The sequence below is a fragment of the Metabacillus litoralis genome (assembly GCF_020524045.1).
GTDB lineage: Bacteria > Bacillota > Bacilli > Bacillales > Bacillaceae > Metabacillus > Metabacillus litoralis_C.
In genome coordinates this window covers 89959-109651 of the sequence record NZ_JAIVKL010000015.1, presented here as the reverse complement: position 1 = coordinate 109651, position 19693 = coordinate 89959, and the positions used below count along the sequence as shown (strand labels likewise).

Genomic DNA, 19693 nt, shown 5'->3' with positions numbered 1-19693 from the left:
GCTAACTTAATAAATAATTGTTATTGTCGAATTACGCAGAATTATTAAGGAGACATTTATGAACAATGTATGTAAAGAACACATTCATCGGGAGGCTCATCTAAAGAAAGAATTTTTGAGCATTCTTCATGATCGACACCTCTCCATTTATTTTCAACCTATTGTTCAGTTTCATAGCAAAAACACTATTTTCGGTTTTGAAGCTTTATCTAGAGGACCTGTAGATAGCTTTTTTCATAGTCCTATTAATTTGTTTCCTTATGCTGAAAAAGAAGGTTTATTATACTCTCTTGAAAAGTTAGCTAGGGAACGTGCTTTTGAGGAAAGTAAAGGAATTCTAAAGGACAAGAAATTGTTTATAAATTTAAACTCACAAGTGGTTTATGACAATAAATTCAACCCTGGTCATACTATATCTTTGCTTCATCAATATGGATTGGATCCAAAAAATGTTGTATTTGAAATAACTGAAAGAAATGCAATAAACGACTTTGCTGCCTTTAGAAACGTTCTACACCACTACCGTGAACAAGGATTTCAAATTGCTATCGATGATGCTGGAGCTGGATATTCCTCTTTACAATCAATTTCAGAACTCATGCCAGATTATATTAAAGTTGATCGTTCTCTAATATGTGGAATAGATAAAAGTCCAGTAAAATCAAATATATTAGAAGCTTTTGTATCATTTGCAAAGAAAATGAATAGTGAGATTATTGCTGAAGGTATAGAAACAGAGGCTGAATTAAAAAAAGTTATGGAACTAGGTATTGAGTTTGGACAGGGCTTTTTTATTGCTCGACCAAATAATCCAACACCACCGATTAATGAAATTGCAAAACAATGTATGAAATTAGTGAACTTTAGGCAAAAAAACCAATCAATCGCTGTAGATATTTCTGACGAAATTGTTCTTATGCAAAATGGCATAGTAATAAGTAGACAACCAGCAAGAACGTTATTGAATCAAGACAAATCATCTTTTCAAACAACAATTTCAAAGCGTAATTAACAGAAAATTAATGTATGTATGATGATGTTCATTGTAGCTTAATGTGAAAGACTCACATAGAAGCATTTCTTAGCCTCAAGGAATTGTTGAAATACTATTCAACGAATTAAACAAAAAAAGACGTTCAGCCACCTTTTTTCAAGAACAGGTGGTTTAAACGTCTTTTTTATATTTATTTAAACAAATTGAACAGTCACTACTTAAAGTTGATTGTTATGCAAAACTCCTGAGATAAGCGTGTAACAGTCTTAAAACGAAAATTCACCATTTAAACAGTTTACGCTAAAATGTGGTAACCAGAATCAACGTGTAAATTTTCACCTGTCATTCCTCTTGAAAGATCACTGAATAAGAATAAAGCAGTATCTCCAACTTCCTCTGGTGTTGTTGTACGACGAAGTGGTGAGCGCTCTTCAATTTCCTTTAAGATTGAATTGAAATCACTAATACCCTTTGCTGAAAGCGTACGAATTGGACCAGCAGAAATAGAATTAACTCTGATTCCGTCTTTTCCAAGGTCACTTGCTAAATATCTTACACTTGCATCTAGTGAAGCTTTTGCCACACCCATAACATTGTAGTTAGGTAAAACACGCTCTCCACCAAGGTATGTTAAAGTAACGATGCTTCCACCCTCTGTCATTAATGATCTTGCTTCTTTAGCAACAGCAGTTAAGGAATATGAGCTAATGTTATGTGCTAATAAGAAGCCATCGCGTGTTGTATTTAAATACTCACCTTGAAGCTCCTCTTTATGAGCAAATGCGATACAATGTGCAACACCATGTACTACACCTACTTCTTCTTTGATCTTAGTAAAACAAGTTTTCACTTCTTCATCATTTGTTACATCACATGGTAATACAAGTGAATCATTTCTCTCTAAAGAATCAGCTAAGTCTCTAACAGATTTTTCTAAGCGTTCTCCAGCATATGTAAAAATTAGTTTTGCACCAGCATTATGTAAAGAACGTGCAATTCCCCATGCAATACTACGTTTATTTGCTACTCCCATGACAACGATATTACGTCCAGCAAGTGATAAATTCATGTTTATCCTCCTAAAATTATTACATGTTATTAGTACCTGGTTATAATTATATCACTAAAAGTTAAAAATCTCTATAGAGGAATCAACAACCAAGTTTATATCGGAAAGATTTAAATAGAGGGTATAAATAAATTTAAACATTAGTATTTAAGCTAATAATAAACCCGAATTATTAGGTGATATGTTAATTAAAAATTCACCTAATAGTTCGGGTTTTTATTTGCCGTCTTCAATAGTTTTTTGATTTTGATATTTTTAAGAACTATAGTGGAATGGAGCGGAAGATACTCGGGCACCTACTTAGAATTGAGGAAAGGCTGAGACCCCGCAGGCGCTTGCGTCGAGGAGGCTCAGCTTCCTCCCCGTGGAACGCGAGTGTCTGCAGCGCAATGGAACGAACTTTTTTTCTTCAAGCTTAACTGAATTTAGATTTATTCGTCTTTTTTTATGACTACTTTAATTATGTCCTAGCCTCTTTTTTTGAACATCTCTATACGCGTTCATTGAACTACCCCCACCTAAATTTCTAACGAAATTTTGAGGAAGGGGATTCCTAAAAAGTAAATATTAAAATACTTAATAGACCATTGTCCGTTCAACTAGGTAATGGTTTTTCTACTTTCTTTTTTAGACAACCCTTTTTCAACTAAGTCTGTAAGAGCACCTGGTCGAAAAATATTACTCATAGAGTAATCCTTGCTTGTGAAAGAAAGTTCTATCTGATAGAAACTATGTACAAAGACTTCAGATAGGCAGGTCGATATCCACTTCCACTGCACCCAATGATGTAGACCTACTATCTTCTCCGGTAGTAGTAAATGCAACACTGGTGGAAGTTTTTCTTTAAAGCCCATTGCACGACGTGCAATGACATAAGAAGCAGCTTGATGTATCGAAATACCAAAGCGCTTCATGTATTTGATTTTACCTATTTGTGATGTGTATGCAGGATTTACCTCAAAAACGGACACACCCATTTTATCAGCTCGATTTATTATAGCTGATAATAGCTTGTCATAAGCAAACATGGACATTTTCTTATTCGCCTTTTTATTGCCATATGGATTTGAAACTTTTGATTTAGTGGTATCTAGTTTTTCAAGGGCAATTGGTTTATTTAATCGCACTGCTAAGTCAACCAAACGAATGGCTTCTGCTTCGATGATTTTAGTTATTTGACCTGATTTTTTATCTTCGATATCAAACAAGAAAACACCAGATTTAATAAGTTGACCTTTTTCGTTAATATTGCTCCATGCAATATGGTCAACGTTCAAGTCCACTCCTACTAGACCTTCAGATTTACTGTGGTTTTTCTCATTGTTTTCTGGAATACTCAAAATGCATTTGATTATGTAATATTCACCGTGGTCTTCAATGGACCACGCAACTGCATTACCATGTTCCTTTTTCATTTTTGTTGACATGTTGAATTGTGTTTCTAATGCATGTTCAACCTTCTCTTGACCGTAAGGAAATGATAATGATGGTATTTTAACAGCCACACCATTTGGTGTGGTAAAATGCAAACTTTTAGAATCTGGAGTATAGGTGAAAACAAAATTACCAGACTTAGCGTCCTTTCGACCACTTATGGTCATTTTGTTATAGCGACCTTGTTTCCATTCTTTTTGCCATAAGTTGTGGTCATTTTTATAATCGGCAATGGTGCTTTGTGCTTTGAATAGCTTCTTGCTTCCAAACACGACACTCTTATTGTTCTTTTTTATTGATATGAGTTGTTTATTTAATCTATCTAAACGAAATTCTAATCGTCCAAGTCTATTTTTAAATGATGTAATTTGGACATCAAGATATTCATGTTCAAATTGATAGGCATGAAAGTAGACATCTGTTTTTGTTTTGAATTCCACAACAAAAAAGTTCCCTTTTTGTTGTTCGCGGGAAGTTTTATTGAATGTCGGTGTGCCTTTTACAAAAGAAGATTTTATTTTAGTTAATGTTGTAAATCTATTTTTAATAGATTTAATCTTCTTCTTAACAGATTTTATTTGTTCTTCTTTGTTCGATATATATAGTTTCTGTAATTCTTTTTGAGATTTAATTAAAGAATTTGCTTCTTGAACAGCAGAATTTGCATAATAATCATTTAATTCAAAACGTTTCTTCACTGTTAAGTGAAGAGATTCATTTCGTTTACACTTTCCAGAACGCTTTTCAAGAATTTGCGTTTGAAATGCAAAATGTTTCGAACGATTAAATAGGTGAAGGGCATGAGTTATAGCGTCAACATATTCTTTGTTTATAGATTTTTTATAGACTCTTTTAGAGAAATATGCTTTCTTCACCTTCATGCACCCCCAGAACGTATATTCGATAGGGTAATTATACCAACTACGTGTTTCTGTGGCTACTCAAATCACTTGGTTTTTTTGAAAAAAGAAAAAAATGACGGCGATTCATCTCCCACCTAAATGCTTACGCATTTTGAGGAAGGAGTCTTCTCGCCTAAAACGATAAAGTTATAATCTAAAAGGGCTTCAATTTCCTTCCAGTTTTCTGGAGGAGTAGCTTAATCACTAACCACCTATAGGGTTACCGTTAGAAACGCGTCTTGTTAAAAGCCCAATGATTTGTTGGACCATGTCCACTACCAAAGCCTAATTCGTCTTCAATTGCCGCCTGAATAAATGCCTTTGCTGTAGTGACCGCTTCTGATACTGATTTGCCTTTACTTATTTCAGCTGTAATAGCAGCAGCATAGGTACAACCTGTTCCATGTGTGTGCTTTGTCCCTTTTCTAGGTCCAGTGAATTCTTCAAAATACTGCCCATCAAAAAGTAAATCAACAACAGTTTCTCTAGAAGAATCATGGCCACCTTTAATGATGACATTTTTAGCACCAAGTGTATGCAGCTTTTTGGCAGCAGCTTTCCTTTGATCTAATGTCACGATCTCCATACTTGTTAAAACCTCTGCCTCAGGTATATTCGGAGTAATCACCTTAGCTAATGGCAATAATGAGGTAATTAACGCTTCTACCGCTTCTTCTAGTAGCAGAGACTGACCACCTTTAGCAACCATAACTGGATCAACGATAAGGTTTTCCCAGTTATAATCTCTTACCTTTTGAGAAACTAGTGTAATCATCTCTGCATTAAAAAGCATCCCTGTTTTAATAGCATCTGGATTTAGGTCACTTGCAATTGACTCAATTTGAGTTTTTAATCCTTCCACAGATACAGGATACACCCCTTGAACTCCCAATGTATTTTGTGCTGTTACAGCAGTAATCGCTGTCATACCAAATACACCAAGTTCTTGGAATGTTTTTAAATCGGCTTGGATACCGGCTCCCCCACCTGAATCCGAACCCGCAATTGTTAGCGCACGAGATACAGTCATCTACATTCCCCCCTTTCCTTACCCAACATAGCGATGATAAATTTTCTTTGCTTCCGCTATATCCTTTGTTCCATGAATTAACGCACGACCATCCTTAAATAACACAATTCGATGCTCACCAAACGTAAACGACATCAAAAAGGGATTTTCTAAAAATGCATCTGCCAGTGGTTTAACTCTTTCAGAAATTTTTTCAAAAGATATATTATTGTCCTCACTTGGTCTAATTTGAACTGTATCTCTACCACATAATACAGCTGCTTTTGTGCCTTTTTCAGCTGTTAAATAAGGATAAACAGGATCATCTCCACAAGTTGGACATGCCTCATTTTTCAAACGTGTCATATTAATCGAAGAATATTGATTTTTCCATAAATCAAATGAAACAAGCTTGCTTCTTCTATTTTCTTTATCACCCACAAGGAGCTTTAGTACTTCTGTTGTTTGATGTGAGGCTACCATACTTACTATTGGCGAAATAACGCCAACTGTATCACACGTCATTCCATCAAATGGTATGTGCTTTAGTAAGCAATGTAGACATGGTGTTTCATTTGGAATCACAGTGAAGGAAAGACCATAGCTACCCACACAACCACCATAAATCCAAGGAATTTTGTTTTTTATTGAAATATCATTGATTAATAATCGTGTTTCAAAATTATCTGTTGCATCGACAATAACATCAACATCATGAACAAATTCTTCGATGTTTGCAGAAGTTACATCTTCAACAAATGCCTGGACATCTACCTCAGAATTAATCTTTTGTAAATGAAGTTTAGCGGCAATCGCTTTTGGCATTCGATTTTGCGCATCTTCTTCTATATATAATTGTTGTCTTTGTAGATTGCTCCATTCGACATAATCTCGATCAACAAGTGTTAACTTACCGATACCTGCTCTTGCAATCATCTCAGCATTTGCTGTTCCTAACGCCCCAGCACCAACAACTAATACATGTCTAGCTTTTATATTATTTTGCCCATTTTCCCCAATTGGTGAAAAAAGCATTTGTCTTGAATAGCGTTCCATTAAGTTGTAATCATTCCCTCTGTAGGACTGCTAGCAATTGCATAATCCTTTTTAGCTATTCTACCAGCTTCATAACCCATTCTTCCAGCTTCAATCGCTGTTTTCATCGCAATTGCCATTTTAACTGGATCATTTGCAGCTGAAACTGCTGTATTTAACAACACTCCATCTGCACCAAGCTCCATTGCAAGAGCAGCATCAGATGGTGAGCCAATTCCTGCATCAATAATAACCGGTACCTTTGATTGTTCTATAATAAATGACAAATTTAAGGGATTTAAAATTCCTTGTCCTGAACCAATTGGTGAAGCACCTGGCATAATTGCATGCACCCCTAATTCTTCTAGTTTCCTAGCAAGCACAACATCATCAGATGTATATGGCAAAACAATAAAGCCTTCTTCTAATAACATTTCACTTGCTTTTAGTGTTTCCACTGGATCAGGTAAGAGTGACCGGTCACAGCCAATTACCTCTACCTTAATCATGTCACATAACCCAGATGCTTTTGCCAGCTTAGCAATTCTCACTGCTTCCTCGGCTGTTTTAGCACCAGCCGTATTTGGTAAAAGTGTATATTTTGACAAGTCTAATTGTTCTAGGAAATTTGGTTGTGATTCTTCGAATATATTCATTCTTCTTACAGCAAATGTTAGAATCTCAGATTCCGATTTTGCCACAGCTTCCTTTTGAATTTCAAATGATGGATATTTTCCTGTACCTAATAGTAATCTTGATTGGAATGTTTTGTCTGCGATTTTTAACATGTTTCATCCTCCTCCTACAAAATGAACTAGCTCAATTTCATCACCATTTTTGATGGTTGTTTCTTTATATTTATCTTTTAAAATAATGTCTCGATTATGTTCAACAATAACAAGTCGATCTTCTAGCTTGTAATAAGCTAATAGCTGTTGAATTGTGTTTACATCGTTTAATTCTACTAATTCTACTAATTCTCCATTTAATTTTATGCTCATGTTATCACCTCGCTGCTTTTGCTAGATTACGTGTGATGGAAAAAGCTTTTACATAATCTTCATTTAGTTTTCTTTTTAAGATTAAATCTCTAACCATCGTCCCAGTTTTTGGTGCTAGTAAAATACCATTTCGATAATGTCCAGTTGCAAAATAAATATTTTCTCCACTTGGATGCTGACCAATATAAGGCTTACCATCACCTGTTTGCGGTCGAAGTCCTGCCCATGTTTCAAGAAGCTTTGCAGATTTAATCGCAGGTAAAATCGGTGTTATTTTTCCGATTAACGATTGAATACCACCAAGTGTTGGTGTTGTACTCCAATCATCATCGACCATTGTAGCGCCAACCACTAATCGACCATCACCTTTAGGAACAATATAGCAGTGATCGTAAAAAATTGTTTTTTCTAGACTTATATTTTCGCTAGATACTGCGAGACACTCACCTTTAACAGGTTTTATTTTCATATCTAATTCGAGTTGTTTAAAGAAATAATCACTCCATACACCATTTGCAATGACGATATGACTACAGCTATATTGATTTTGATTAGTTGAGAGAATATAGTCTTCTACACCTAGTTTTTTAATAGAATGAACTGGAGAGTTTTCAACTATAACAGCTCCTAGTAAGCTAGCAGATTTTGAAAAAGCTGCACATACATGCTTTGGGGAAACATGACCATCTTCTGGTATAAAGAGAGCTCCCACAATTTCCTGAGAAAGATTAGGCTCCACAGCTAATACCTGCTGTTTTGAATGCCATTCTAGTGAATTGTGTTCTTTACAAGCTGTTTTCAACTTCTTCGCTTCTATCTCTGTAAAAGCAAGCTTATACATTCCTTTATCAACATGCTGGATATTCATTTGTGATAAGTCAGTAAGCTCATGATTTAAGGTTTTATATTGGTGCTGACTTTCTTTAGCAAATTGAAAAAAAGCATCATTGTTTTCAAGCTCAGAACTCGCCCCTAACATCCCAGCAGCAGCACTTGTTGCACCAGCCCCAACTTTATTACTTTCTAACACAACAACTGAGATATTTTCCTTTGCTAACTGATAGGCAATAGATTGCCCGATAATTCCGCCGCCGATGATTCCAACATCATATTTTTCATTCAACATCATCACCCCTCTCCAACGATTTTTTCAATTCAGTAATTGCTAAAATGGGATCTTTGTTTTTCATTACATAAGACATAATCGCAACTCCCTTTAGCTTTATATGTTTCAGCTCTTTTACAGTTAAAGGTTCAATTCCTCCAATGGCAACTACTGGTATTTGTATATGCTCAGTTATTTCACGTAACTGCTCTATACCTCTTGGGGCTAGGTTTTCTTTTGAATTCGTTTCAAAAATATGACCAAATATCACATAATCTGCTCCAGATTTCTCACTACTTACGGCCTCCTCTAAGGAGTGAACAGAGCTACCTACTTTTAATGTAGAATTGAATTTTTTTACATCGTCTATTGAAAAGCTGTGGCCTGGTAAATGAACATTGGGAATATTATTTAGTAAAGCAACATCAAGTCGATCGTTTATTACTAATTTTTCTTTTGGAACACCTTGTTTTATTAAATTTGAAACAATTATCATTTGTTCTGTAACGGTTTTCGTTTTTTCTCGAATATGAATATAATCCACTTCTTCATGAAGAAGCAGAAGGCGGTTTGTTAATTCAGCTATGGATTGATTACCATCTGTTATTACATGTATTTCCATGATGCTCACCTATTTTCAGATATTAAAAAAGAATAAATGCAAAAAACCACTTTCTTTGTAAGAAAGTGGTTTACATACATAAGGAATATGCCGTAATCCACTTCCCTACGCTGGTATAATCCAGATCAGGTTATGAGGGTCTTAAAGAAACACTTTAATCTCAACCCTTTAATTAGGGCACCCCTAGCGGTTATCTTTATAATAGTTAATTCTATCATACCAAATGATTTATATCTTTCAAGGAAAAAACACCATTGTAGTTAATAAATTGGTTCTTTACTAATAAAATATACACAAATATTATCCTAAAATCATAGTTTACATGTAAATGAGTAAGTATAAAAGCACCTGTGTGTATTTAGGACGTTTGTTTTATGAAGGCTGTTTTCGCAAACTTTGTTGCTTTAAATACCCTAAGCAATCAGCACTGTATTAAGTATAGTAGCATCTTTTCTTCATAAAAAAGTACCCTTATAGCGGGAAAACACTGTTTTTCACTCCGAATTTTGGTTACATAACAACAATCGTTGAGAAAAGAGCCTTTATGAACCAGAAGAAGTACTGCTGGAACCAAAACCTGAACTAGTTTTTGTACTACTAGATGAAGATGATGTAGTTACATTTTTGTTCGCCTTAGGTGCTGTCTTGACTTCTGGAGCAGACGTAGTAGGTTTAGTTAATGATACTTTACCTGTTGGCTTTGTTTTTGATGTAGCTGCTAATAGGAATATCCACCAAGGAAACGAATTTTCATTAGCATAATAGTTTGATGTTAAAGTAGATTCCCCATTTTCATAAATGTCATCTAAAAAAGTAATCAACTCATCTTCTTGGTAATCCAAATCGTTTTCTTCCATATAATCTTCCATAGCTTCTAAGTCCATATCCGGATACTGAGATTGTAAATTGTCTAATTCAATTTCATCAACTGCTGCTACCACTTCTTCTTCTTCTTCCTCATAGGTATACGTTGATGTTTGTATGTTATCATCAGAAAAATTCGATTCTTCTTGAACCGCTAGTTCTTCCTTTGAGCTGCAAGCACTCAATGCAACAGCTGCAGACAAAATGCCGCCCATTAATTTTTTTGTTTTTGACATCATTGTTCCCCTTTTTATATTCATTATACTGATCTATGTTACACTTTGTCGTTAATTTCCATTACTGGCAATCGCTTTTCTATGAAAAAACCTTTCAATCCCGGCGGAGAATAGGGAAAGAATCCAGATACAATTCCTTTTATTAAGTGATAATTTTAATATGAGGACACCTCTTGGAGAGAATTTCTATGAACTCCTCTCTATCCAAGGGAGAGATAAGTATAGAATTGTATTGATGGTATACTATTTCAAGTCTTCTTAGTGATAATGCAGGACTTGATAGTGGATTCATTGTTTTTTTTACTGACTTTATTGTATCTAATTCTATATGTTTTTTAAATGGACCAAACCTGATGATTAATTTGTTTTCGGTTATTACGTAATAGGTTGTTAACCACATCCACAATATAAAAATTGGTAAAATAATAGAAAGAGATAATATAATGATAGATTCCATAACAGTAGTTGTTTTTTCAATTAGTGAATAACTACCAATTCCTAAGGAAAAAACCATAGCTCCCCAAACGATAACAGATAACCACCAATCTTTCCGTGACTTATATTTCAAAAAGATCACCTCCAAGAAACTCAAAGCTTCTATCTATCTTTCTTACGAATAACTTTATAAAAAGTTTCATGTACATTAACTATAATTCCCATTAATAATGTACGATCTTTCTTCAATACCCCTTACATGAAAAAAAACACTAAAAAATGCAGCACATTTATTGTAGATCAAATTCTTTATTACTTCCTTGAAATTACCGACCAAGCTACTATTGCCCTCTAAATAGCTAACAATAAAAAATTCAACAACATATCCTGGATAAATCCCAAAATAGCAAAATACTACTTGCGATAACCTTGATTACAAGCTAAAAAACTCACTAAGCTAATAACTGAGCTAAGTTAAAATAAGATATTTAAAGGTATTTAGATATCCATTAAATTTACCATATATATTTAAGTATCAGGTGTTATTCGCTGAGGCATAATCAAATAACCATTAGCCTTCCTTGCTTTAAGAATTTTAATCAAATGCTCCTTCATAGAGGTATGACATGTTACCTGCATATAGACCTCATTCTTACGACTTGCAAATAACTTTATTTTCTTTTTTTGAAAAGCTAATTCAATTATTAATCCCAAGAAGAAACCTCCAACCAAGCCAAGTAACCCCCAAATCACTGGTCCCCAGTACCATACGAATCCATAGATTGTACCCAGAACCATAAAAATCGTTCCGCTCACCATAGCTCCATCTAAAACACTTCTACCATCAGCCTGATGAAGAGAATCAATGATAAATGTTTGGGAGTCAAGATTTTCTAAAGGCAATGCAACAATATTCTTCTGTGGCACTCCTATTGTCTCAATATCATGAATAGCCATCTCTACAAAGGGCGAGTGTTCAAAAGTGGCAATGATTTGTACTATATCATTCTCTAGCGTATTTTGTCTTTGTTGTGTCAATTTTTCATCCCTCACTCTAAGGTAGCGTGTTTGCTCAATATCGAATACTACATTCGTTTCATTTACCGCTGCATAGGCTTGATAGATTGCAAAAGTGAACATAGACGGCAAGAAAAGAAACCACTGCCAATCCACCATTGAAGAGGCCAGGTTAAAATCTCCAATCACCGAATAAAACCAAGAACCAATCATATTAGCCTTATAGGTAACAAATATCCACCATGCCAAAATAAAAGTACCTGCAACAGTATGACCACTATATAATTGTCCTAATCCAGGTGATAAAATTGACCAAACAGATGCTAACCAGGGCTTTTTCTTGTCAATAATAACAATGTCGAAAGAGCTAACATCTGAAGGTCCGACAGGTGCATCTTCCACTTCGGATAAAATGTGACTTTTGCTAATTTCAACAGCAGAGCGGTAACTGTCCCAGATACTAAATATATATGCACTCATATAAAGAAGAACCCACTCCTCATTAATGACAGTCTTTGCCTCCTCAAACCTACCAAGCATGGACAAGGCAATTCCCAAGTTTAGATTGGACTGAGTGTTTACCACAAGCTCCCATATAATCAGAATAAAACCAGGAAGATACCTACCTAAAAATATGTGTCCAAACCCCGGGAAAGTTAACGACCACCAAGCTGCAACCCACGGAATCCGGGGATAAACGGAGTTCGCACCAAATACAGATAATGCACCTTTGGCATATCTTGCTTTAATCGCACTTGACTGGAACTTCTGATGAGGCATAGGTTATTCTCCCTCCGACTTGGTCTGTCTTTATAGATTTTCCTCAAATTACCTTTTTATTCATTCTCACCCCAAATGAAAATAAAATAGTAAAATAGCACCCTAATTAGCACGTCGACAATTTTTATTGTCTAGATACTATTTGGGTGCTATTTTGAGGTGATTTTCTTGAAAATTTAGATACCTAATTAAAAAAATTGGATTATCATTTTCATGCTATTTCATCTGTTATTTTTGTGTTTTTTCCAAAACCACATTCACAATGAATGTTAGCTCCTTCTTGTTTAGAGGTTTATGCTTCTTTTCTTCTAATATATAGAGAGAAACATGAACCGATAACTAGTAGAACTATACCAATAACTAACCAAGTTAATGTGTTGGTTGCTGTATTAGGTAGAGTATTTGCTCCTTCTTCTAATTGTGGTGCATCTGTATTTAAACTTCCATCTTTCGTCATTTCAAATACCGTGAATGTGCTAAAGTGACTAGTTTTAGTAGTTACATAGCCATTATTATATTTCCCGCCTACTAATTCCCATTCTTTATCGTCTGGATTCCAATAGAAAATTTTAACATTTGATGAATTTTTAACTTTACTAGTATCTACTTTAAAGCTTAAAGTAACTTTTGAATCAGAATCAAATTTGTCAATTTCCTTATCCCCTTGGATAATAGTTAAGTTATAAACACCACTCAATGCACCTTCTACAACCATTTTTTCTACTTTAACTTCAACAGCTTCGTCTCCATTAGTTAGCACTGAAGAAGGAATTGTAATGTTTAAATCTTTGACTTTAATTTTTATTTCAGCATTTTTCTCTTTAAGGATTTTCACTTGATCTTTAGTAATTAAAACGTTTACTGAAGATTTGTGATCTCTTAAATCAATCACAAGCTGACCATTTTTCTTAACAGCGTTTACTTCTTTGTCTTCTACTGAAGCCTTGTTATCTTTAACAACTGGTTTCGTTACAACATCTTTTTTATCATCATTCGGTTTCGTTGTTTCTGGTGTTTCTGGTGTTTCTGGTGTTTCTGGTGTTTCTGGTGTTTCTGGTGTTTCTGGTGTTTCTGGCGTTTCTGGCGTTTCTGGTGTTTTATATTCTACTAGAGTCAACTCACCAAACACAGATGTGTCCTGATATCCAACACCAGTCGTATCGTTCCATGCAGCAGAGCTTTGACGAGCACCATCTTGACCATCATTGATTTGTATATCAAAACCGATTTTCGTGTTATTTGTTGGATTAATTGTGTTTAATGGTATTTTCACTTCAACTGTATAGTTTGTTCCAGAAACCTTTGTTTTCGATTCAAAACCATTCATAATGCTTGTAGGATTGAATGAGGTTTCGTTATCAAAATTCACTCTATATTGTCCGTCTCCATTTTCATAGGACGGTGTTTTGGCATTATTTTCGTCAACGAAAATTTCAACAGAATCCTGCTCATAAGCATTTGGGCTTGATTTGTCCAGCTGCGAGTCGCTAACCTGAATCAATACATATAGGTTTTCATTATCCCATAGTGTTTTTGCTACACCGTTTGCTCCCTGCCAAGCCATCAAATATCGATTAACCGGTAGTGCAGGTACATCACTCCAAACATCATCGATATTCCCATCGATTTCAGGTGTGCCGAACAATGCAGTTCCCTGATTAACTACTTTCTCTTCAGGATCATATTCTGCTAAGAATTTATCAGGATCTATTACTGCATAATAAGCTAGTTTTGCTTGCAAGTCTTTATCAAATAGTAATGGACTTTGGGCAGATCTCCAACTTGTTGTATCATTCAATCCCCAAAATGTGACGCGTGCGATGTCCTCTGCGTGTTCTTTATAAATCTTGAATAATTGAGCATATAAATAAGCTTGCTCATTTGCTTGTTTCTCAGTTAACTCATTTTCACTTCCTGCGGTAACATCAAGTTCTGTCACACTTACTTCATTCGTTACAGAACTAAATTTCTCCAACGATCTCTTTACGTTTTCAGGATTTGTACTTAGATTGTAATGCGCCTGCATACCAATACCATCAATTAGAAGTTCACCATCATTTTCAGCTGAGTACTTCTCATTGATTTCTTTGACCATTTGATAAATTGCCTCAGCTTTATTCTGATTATCATCGTTATAGTCATTATAATAAAGCTTAACATCTTTTCCACCAAGAGCTTCTTTTGCAGCTAAGAAAGATTCCTCTATATAGTCCGGTCCAATAGCTTTGTACCAACCAGATTGACGTAAAGACGCTCTCCAATCTGAAGGGTTTTGAGGATTATCATTCATTGCCTCATTAACAACATCCCAAGATATTACTTTATCACCAAAGTGTTCAACTACTGTTTTAACATGATTTCTCAAATTATTTAGAGCTTCTTCTCTGCTTAAAGGCTCACCATTTATATCAGTATGAAGTGATTCCTCTGACTGCTGATGCCACACTAGCACGTGTCCTACCATCTTCAGTCCTTCTCCTAATGTTTGATCAACTAGCGCATCCTCTGCAGCAAAATCAAATTGCTTATTATCGTTATATGCATACACTGGTTTCATTGCGTTTTCAGCTGTTACAACATTATGATGCTTATTAAGGAGCTTAAGTCTATTACCTTCCAAATCTTTCGTAGATATTGCGTTACCAATTAAGAAATCATCTTTATAGACTTCCTTTATCGGTGTTAAATCCTCAACTTCAACCGGTCCCGAATCAGTTGACTCAAAGCTGATATCATCTATATAGAAAGTGGCATCACTATTATTCGAGCTTTCTATATAGATAGCTAAAAATTCGTCTCCTAAACTGCTGTATCTATAAGTTCCCTCAAACAAAACCCATCCATCTTCTTTGGTAATTGTTTTTCCTTGAAGATTATTATAACTTGCTCCGTCACCCTCTCCAACTTGAGTGGATAGCTGTAGCTGTGAGCTTCCCGGTGAAATCAACTTAACCCAGGCAGAAATTTTATATTCGGTCCCTTTGTCAACATACTTCTCTACGCGTAGTGCTGGTCCATTCCATGCTTGCTCTCTACCTTCTACTTTTAAAGCATATGAACCGTTATCTGTATGATTCGCTTCATCTGTTACAGTCAAGGTTTCTGTTTCTCCTCTACGTTCGAAGCCTCCTGTTCCTTGATCTTCAAAATCAATCATTGTGAAGTCTAAAGCGGGTGGTCTTGAGTCCACTGGATCTGGTGTAGGCTCATCATCCTCACCAGGAGTTACTTTTTCAGTAATTAAAATATCCCCGATATAGAATGGAACCTCTTTACCAACATCATTCGATTGAATACGAAGCGCAGAATCTACACTCGTATTAACAGTGTACTCTCCCGTTAAAGTAAAAGGTTCTCCGGACACATAATCTGCTGCTACATACAAGCCATTATAACTATCTATGTTTTGAAGTAAAGCTTGTCCACCTTCTGGTACAGCCACATTACTAGCCACATAACCTGTGACTTTAATTGAATACGTCTTTCCATTTTTCAATCCTACATCGCTGAAATTGATATTAACTCCATCCCAATTGTTCAATCTATCTCTTACAAAGAGTGCTTTTCCGTCTTCATTTCCTTCAAAAACGGTATTAGAAACCCCTTCCAATTTTGCGTTACCAGCTTGCTTTGCAACACCTACACCGTTTGCAAAAGATTCATGATAGACATTTTCAGTGCCTGTCTGGTCTCCTGATTCTCCTTCCGGAGATGGAGTGGGTCCTCCCAACCATCCTGCAATTTCCTCTAGTGTCGTATCCATTAATACATAATGACGACCCATAGAATAATTGTCATCACTAGGATTACCAACTTTAAAAGCATACTTAATTTCATTTTCTTGATTTACTTCTTTAGTTACATCATTGTAACTACCATATGGATACGCCATAAGAATTGGATCTTTACCTGTTATATTTTTAAGATATCCATTTGCTTGTGAAATTTGTTCTTCAGCATGTTCTTTTGAAATGTCACTATTGCTACCTACACCATTTCCCCAAATAGTTTCATCATGAGTTTTGGAATGATTTTGTAAACTGATATTTTGTTCATTTGTCAAACTTTGCAATTGGTCTTTAGACATACTATAATTTTGGCCTATCCAATCGCTAACAACAAATAAAACTGCGTTCATATTATATTGTTTCAACACTGGAAGAGCATTTTCAATAAAATCTGGAGTCGCATCGTCAAAGGTTAATAAGATCGCTTTTTTAGGAGCCACTTCATTTCCTTCCATGATGCTCACATATTGATCTGCAGTCAAAGTTGTATATCCATTCGCTGAAAGATATTGCATCGTCTTCTCAAATTTCTCAACGCTAGTATCAGTCCATTGGTTTGAAGGATTATCAACAATTCTATGATACAGAATAACTGGAATATCTTCGTTCGTTGCTGCTTTTGCAACCGGAGTGATCAAGGCTGATGGAACAACCATCATAACAACAAGAAATCCTAAAAAGAATTTTTTTAAATTTCTACTCATTTGCTATATTCCCCCATAAAATTCACTATATTAATAGAGCGCTTACATTAAATTAAACTAAAATAATTGTTCCCCTTGGCTAAATCTATTTTTCTAAAAATCTTAAACTGATATTTTCACTTTAAACACAGATCTAAAAATAAACATAAATCTTCACTATTTTTAACTTTATTAGTTATTGAACAACTCCTCACTTTCATATTTTTTTGTGGTAGCTTCGGTAAGTATAAATATCTTAAAAAAACCGCCCCTTTGTAAGCGTTAACAAATATGATCGCATTTTCTCTAGTTAGATAGTTTCTGTTAACATTAACCTAAGAAGTACTACCCTCTTATTTCTACTAGTAATCACCTCCTTTAATCTATATAAAGGCAATTCAACAATGCTCATGATGTAAATCAAAAAAATATGTAATGACTTTTTAGAATTGTTTATGTTTTCGAAATTTATTTTAACAAATAGAACTTAGTTTGTACAGTAAATAAACTAAGTTTTTAGGAGAACACAAAAACATCCTGCCTTTGATGCAGGATGTTTGATAATTGACGTCTTTATCTTTTAGAACTCGTGTATTATCGATCATGTTTGTTCAAAAATCAATTCCATTCAAACAAAGCAAAAGATAGAAATAATTAAATGAACTCTAGCTCTTGTCTTAACTCATTCACATACTCTCTTGAACCAGTAACAATCAAACGATCTCCAAGCTTCAAGTCTGTGTCTCCATGTGGTACAAGTGAATCTTTCCCTCTGAAGATTCGTACAAAGATAATATCTCCGGTAAACGGAAAATTACGTAATAGGATATTATCATATTTCGCATTATTTAAATTAATTTGGTAAAGTGTTGTTTCTTGATTTGTTAAAATTCTCATAACACTTGGTGCTTCAATTAGTGCACGTAGCATTGTTTTCGTTGAAAGCAGTGTGGAGAAAATATCGATACCTTTATCCTTAAGCTTTGCTCCCAAATCTGGAGAAGCTACACTTGCAATCACACGTTCAACTTCCTGCTCTTTAGCAAACAATGCAATTTCTGCATTTCTATCTTCATTTCCAGTCGCAACAACAATTAAATCCACATCAAATGCATTTTGTTCCTTTAACGTATCTAAATTAAAGTCTATAACTTCTCGGATATCAAAAAGCGATTGTGATATTTGCTTATCTATTTTATCTTGATGCACATGATAAACAGTTGTTTCATACAGCTCTGGATTTAACTCTCTTGTAACTGGTAGTGACATTTGATTTGCACCAATAAAGGATACTTTTATTTTCGTTTGCTGAGCTTCATTTTTAGGGAAAAGCTTTTTAAAGAAAATTGGTGTAACTATACTTGTAATAACAGCAACTAAAATAAGTGCCCCAGACATCTCGGAGGTGATAATATCCATTCGTTCACCAATTGTTGCAGCAGCGATCACAAGTGAAAGAGTAGACGTTAGTAGGAAACCAGAAGCTAATGTGGTTTTCAAATCATACCATCTTCTCAAATATAAAATCGGAATAACTTTTGAAATTAATAAAGCGATAAATAATAAAGGAATTAGTAAGAAAATATTCGGGTCTTTAAACAATGCCCAAATGTCTAACTCTACCCCCACCATGACAAAGAAGATCGGAATAAGAAAGCCATATCCGAAAGAATCTAGCTTTTGTACCATTTCTTTGTTAGGTGATAATAATGAAACAAGAACACCAGCTAAAAAAGCACCTAAAATGTTTTCAGCTCCTATTGTTTCTGAGATAGCTACTAATAAGATAATTAAAGTAAACACTGCTCTTGTACCAATTTGAATCGTTCCTTTTGACATTGTTTCAATGAACGAACGATTTTTAAAGGATTTACCTAAGAAATAGAGTGCTACACCTGCTCCAAACAAAACTAATAGAAGCCAAGTATTATTATCTCCTCCACCATAGATTGAAGCAAATACAGCAAGAAGGACCATCGTTGCTAAATCAGCTACTACAGCAACTAGTAGGATAATTTGACCAATATTGGACTTCATGATCTGAGCGTCTTTTAATGTTGGAACAACAACACCAAGTGAGATGGTTGAAATAATAAGAGTTGTTAAAAAGGCATTATCCATTAATCCTATCCAAACAAATCCATATGAAAGCAATAAAGATAATGCAAATATGCCACTAAATACTACGAGAGATACGACAAACGCATTAGGGGCATCTTTCCCTGATGGCAGCTTTTCTTTCTTTTTACCTCCTGCGAATGCAGTAAAATCAATTTCTAATCCACTTAAAAACATAAGAAAAATAAATCCGAGTAGTGATAATGTTTCAAGCCACATATCTTGATGAACAACGTCAAAACCACTTTTACCAATGATAAGACCCACAATTATTTCGGCCACAACCACAGGCATAAAATTCATTTTTAAACGATGTAGTAAAATCGGTGTTAAAAAGGCTGCTAAAATGACAATAACTAATGAAGTAACGGATGCTCCGTGCATCAGATCCCTCCTTTATCTATAATAATTAGTAATTTATTTTATTTACAAACTAACATAAAAATAAGTATGTTTAGCTCAATAGCTCAAGTACTTATTAATATTGGCTTTTATTTTCTAATTATATTAAGCATATACAAAAAGAGAGAAATTTTGTATTTATATGCTTTGAATTTGGTAAAAATTACGAAACGAGTGATAATATATCCCATAATGGCAA

14 protein-coding genes and 1 riboswitch are annotated in these 19693 nt (G+C 34.8%); of the genes, 1 reads left to right on the top strand and 13 read right to left on the bottom strand.

What is annotated here, in order from left to right; all coding sequences use genetic code 11:
• The first annotated feature begins 58 nt into the window (after positions 1–58).
• The gene (locus LC076_RS18775) at positions 59–1012 is read left to right on the top strand and encodes an EAL domain-containing protein (RefSeq protein ID WP_226670619.1); all 954 of its coding nucleotides are present in this window, start codon (positions 59–61) and stop codon (positions 1010–1012) included.
• A gap of 277 nt (positions 1013–1289) precedes the next feature.
• On the opposite strand, the gene fabI is transcribed toward LC076_RS18775, so the two are convergent.
• The 13 genes from fabI to LC076_RS18710 form a co-directional block, all read right to left on the bottom strand.
• Positions 1290–2063: an enoyl-ACP reductase FabI gene (gene fabI, locus LC076_RS18770; RefSeq protein WP_226670618.1), complete on the bottom strand. Its 774-nt coding sequence runs from the start codon at positions 2061–2063 to the stop codon at positions 1290–1292.
• 599 nt (positions 2064–2662) lie between these two features.
• A complete protein-coding gene (locus LC076_RS24410) occupies positions 2663–4372 on the bottom strand; it encodes an IS200/IS605 family accessory protein TnpB-related protein (RefSeq protein ID WP_226670617.1) in 1710 nt (569 codons plus the stop codon).
• A gap of 253 nt (positions 4373–4625) precedes the next feature.
• On the bottom strand, positions 4626–5429 hold the full coding sequence (gene thiD, locus LC076_RS18760) for a bifunctional hydroxymethylpyrimidine kinase/phosphomethylpyrimidine kinase (RefSeq protein ID WP_226670616.1): 804 nt from the start codon (positions 5427–5429) through the stop codon (positions 4626–4628).
• Between the two features lie 18 nt (positions 5430–5447).
• Positions 5448–6464, bottom strand: coding sequence for a thiazole biosynthesis adenylyltransferase ThiF (locus LC076_RS18755; protein WP_226670615.1), 1017 nt, complete (start codon positions 6462–6464; stop codon positions 5448–5450).
• Positions 6464–7231, bottom strand: coding sequence for a thiazole synthase (locus tag LC076_RS18750; protein WP_226670614.1), 768 nt, complete (start codon positions 7229–7231; stop codon positions 6464–6466). The genes LC076_RS18755 and LC076_RS18750 overlap by 1 nt, the downstream gene beginning before the upstream one ends.
• Positions 7232–7234: 3 nt before the next feature.
• Positions 7235–7444 carry a sulfur carrier protein ThiS gene (gene thiS / locus LC076_RS18745; RefSeq protein ID WP_226670613.1) on the bottom strand — a complete coding sequence of 70 codons (210 nt, stop codon included), beginning with the start codon at positions 7442–7444 and terminating at the stop codon, positions 7235–7237.
• A gap of 4 nt (positions 7445–7448) precedes the next feature.
• A complete protein-coding gene (gene thiO, locus LC076_RS18740) occupies positions 7449–8567 on the bottom strand; it encodes a glycine oxidase ThiO (RefSeq protein ID WP_226670612.1) in 1119 nt (372 codons plus the stop codon).
• Positions 8560–9171 (bottom strand): thiamine phosphate synthase, encoded by a 612-nt coding sequence (locus LC076_RS18735; protein WP_226670611.1) that lies wholly within the window; start codon positions 9169–9171, stop codon positions 8560–8562. The genes thiO and LC076_RS18735 overlap by 8 nt, the downstream gene beginning before the upstream one ends.
• An 85-nt stretch (positions 9172–9256) precedes the next feature.
• Positions 9257–9366, bottom strand: a riboswitch (TPP riboswitch).
• A 347-nt stretch (positions 9367–9713) separates the two neighbouring features.
• Positions 9714–10271 (bottom strand): hypothetical protein, encoded by a 558-nt coding sequence (locus LC076_RS18730; RefSeq protein ID WP_226670610.1) that lies wholly within the window; start codon positions 10269–10271, stop codon positions 9714–9716.
• Between the two features lie 142 nt (positions 10272–10413).
• Entirely contained in the window at positions 10414–10839 is a 426-nt protein-coding gene (locus LC076_RS18725) for a PH domain-containing protein (RefSeq protein WP_226670609.1), read from the bottom strand.
• Between the two features lie 395 nt (positions 10840–11234).
• Entirely contained in the window at positions 11235–12503 is a 1269-nt protein-coding gene (locus LC076_RS18720; RefSeq protein ID WP_226670608.1) for a hypothetical protein, read from the bottom strand.
• Between the two features lie 292 nt (positions 12504–12795).
• Positions 12796–16995, bottom strand: a complete 4200-nt coding sequence (locus tag LC076_RS18715) for an endo-1,4-beta-xylanase (RefSeq protein ID WP_226670607.1) — start codon at positions 16993–16995, stop codon at positions 12796–12798.
• A 633-nt stretch (positions 16996–17628) separates the two neighbouring features.
• The gene (locus tag LC076_RS18710; protein ID WP_226670606.1) at positions 17629–19476 is read right to left on the bottom strand and encodes a monovalent cation:proton antiporter family protein; all 1848 of its coding nucleotides are present in this window, start codon (positions 19474–19476) and stop codon (positions 17629–17631) included.
• Between the last annotated feature and the right edge of the window lie 217 nt (positions 19477–19693).

What these genes read in the sequence shown, in the direction of transcription:
- fabI (WP_226670618.1), bottom strand. Translation starts at nt 2,063, where the DNA reads ATGAATTTATCACTTGCTGGACGTAATATCGTTGTCATGGGAGTAGCA.
- LC076_RS18730 (WP_226670610.1), bottom strand. Translation starts at nt 10,271, where the DNA reads ATGTCAAAAACAAAAAAATTAATGGGCGGCATTTTGTCTGCAGCTGTT.
- LC076_RS18755 (WP_226670615.1), bottom strand. Translation starts at nt 6,464, where the DNA reads ATGGAACGCTATTCAAGACAAATGCTTTTTTCACCAATTGGGGAAAAT.
- LC076_RS18735 (WP_226670611.1), bottom strand. Translation starts at nt 9,171, where the DNA reads ATGGAAATACATGTAATAACAGATGGTAATCAATCCATAGCTGAATTA.
- LC076_RS18710 (WP_226670606.1), bottom strand. Translation starts at nt 19,476, where the DNA reads ATGCACGGAGCATCCGTTACTTCATTAGTTATTGTCATTTTAGCAGCC.
- LC076_RS18715 (WP_226670607.1), bottom strand. Translation starts at nt 16,995, where the DNA reads ATGAGTAGAAATTTAAAAAAATTCTTTTTAGGATTTCTTGTTGTTATG.
- LC076_RS18750 (WP_226670614.1), bottom strand. Translation starts at nt 7,231, where the DNA reads ATGTTAAAAATCGCAGACAAAACATTCCAATCAAGATTACTATTAGGT.
- LC076_RS18775 (WP_226670619.1), top strand. Translation starts at nt 59, where the DNA reads ATGAACAATGTATGTAAAGAACACATTCATCGGGAGGCTCATCTAAAG.
- thiS (WP_226670613.1), bottom strand. Translation starts at nt 7,444, where the DNA reads ATGAGCATAAAATTAAATGGAGAATTAGTAGAATTAGTAGAATTAAAC.
- thiD (WP_226670616.1), bottom strand. Translation starts at nt 5,429, where the DNA reads ATGACTGTATCTCGTGCGCTAACAATTGCGGGTTCGGATTCAGGTGGG.
- LC076_RS18720 (WP_226670608.1), bottom strand. Translation starts at nt 12,503, where the DNA reads ATGCCTCATCAGAAGTTCCAGTCAAGTGCGATTAAAGCAAGATATGCC.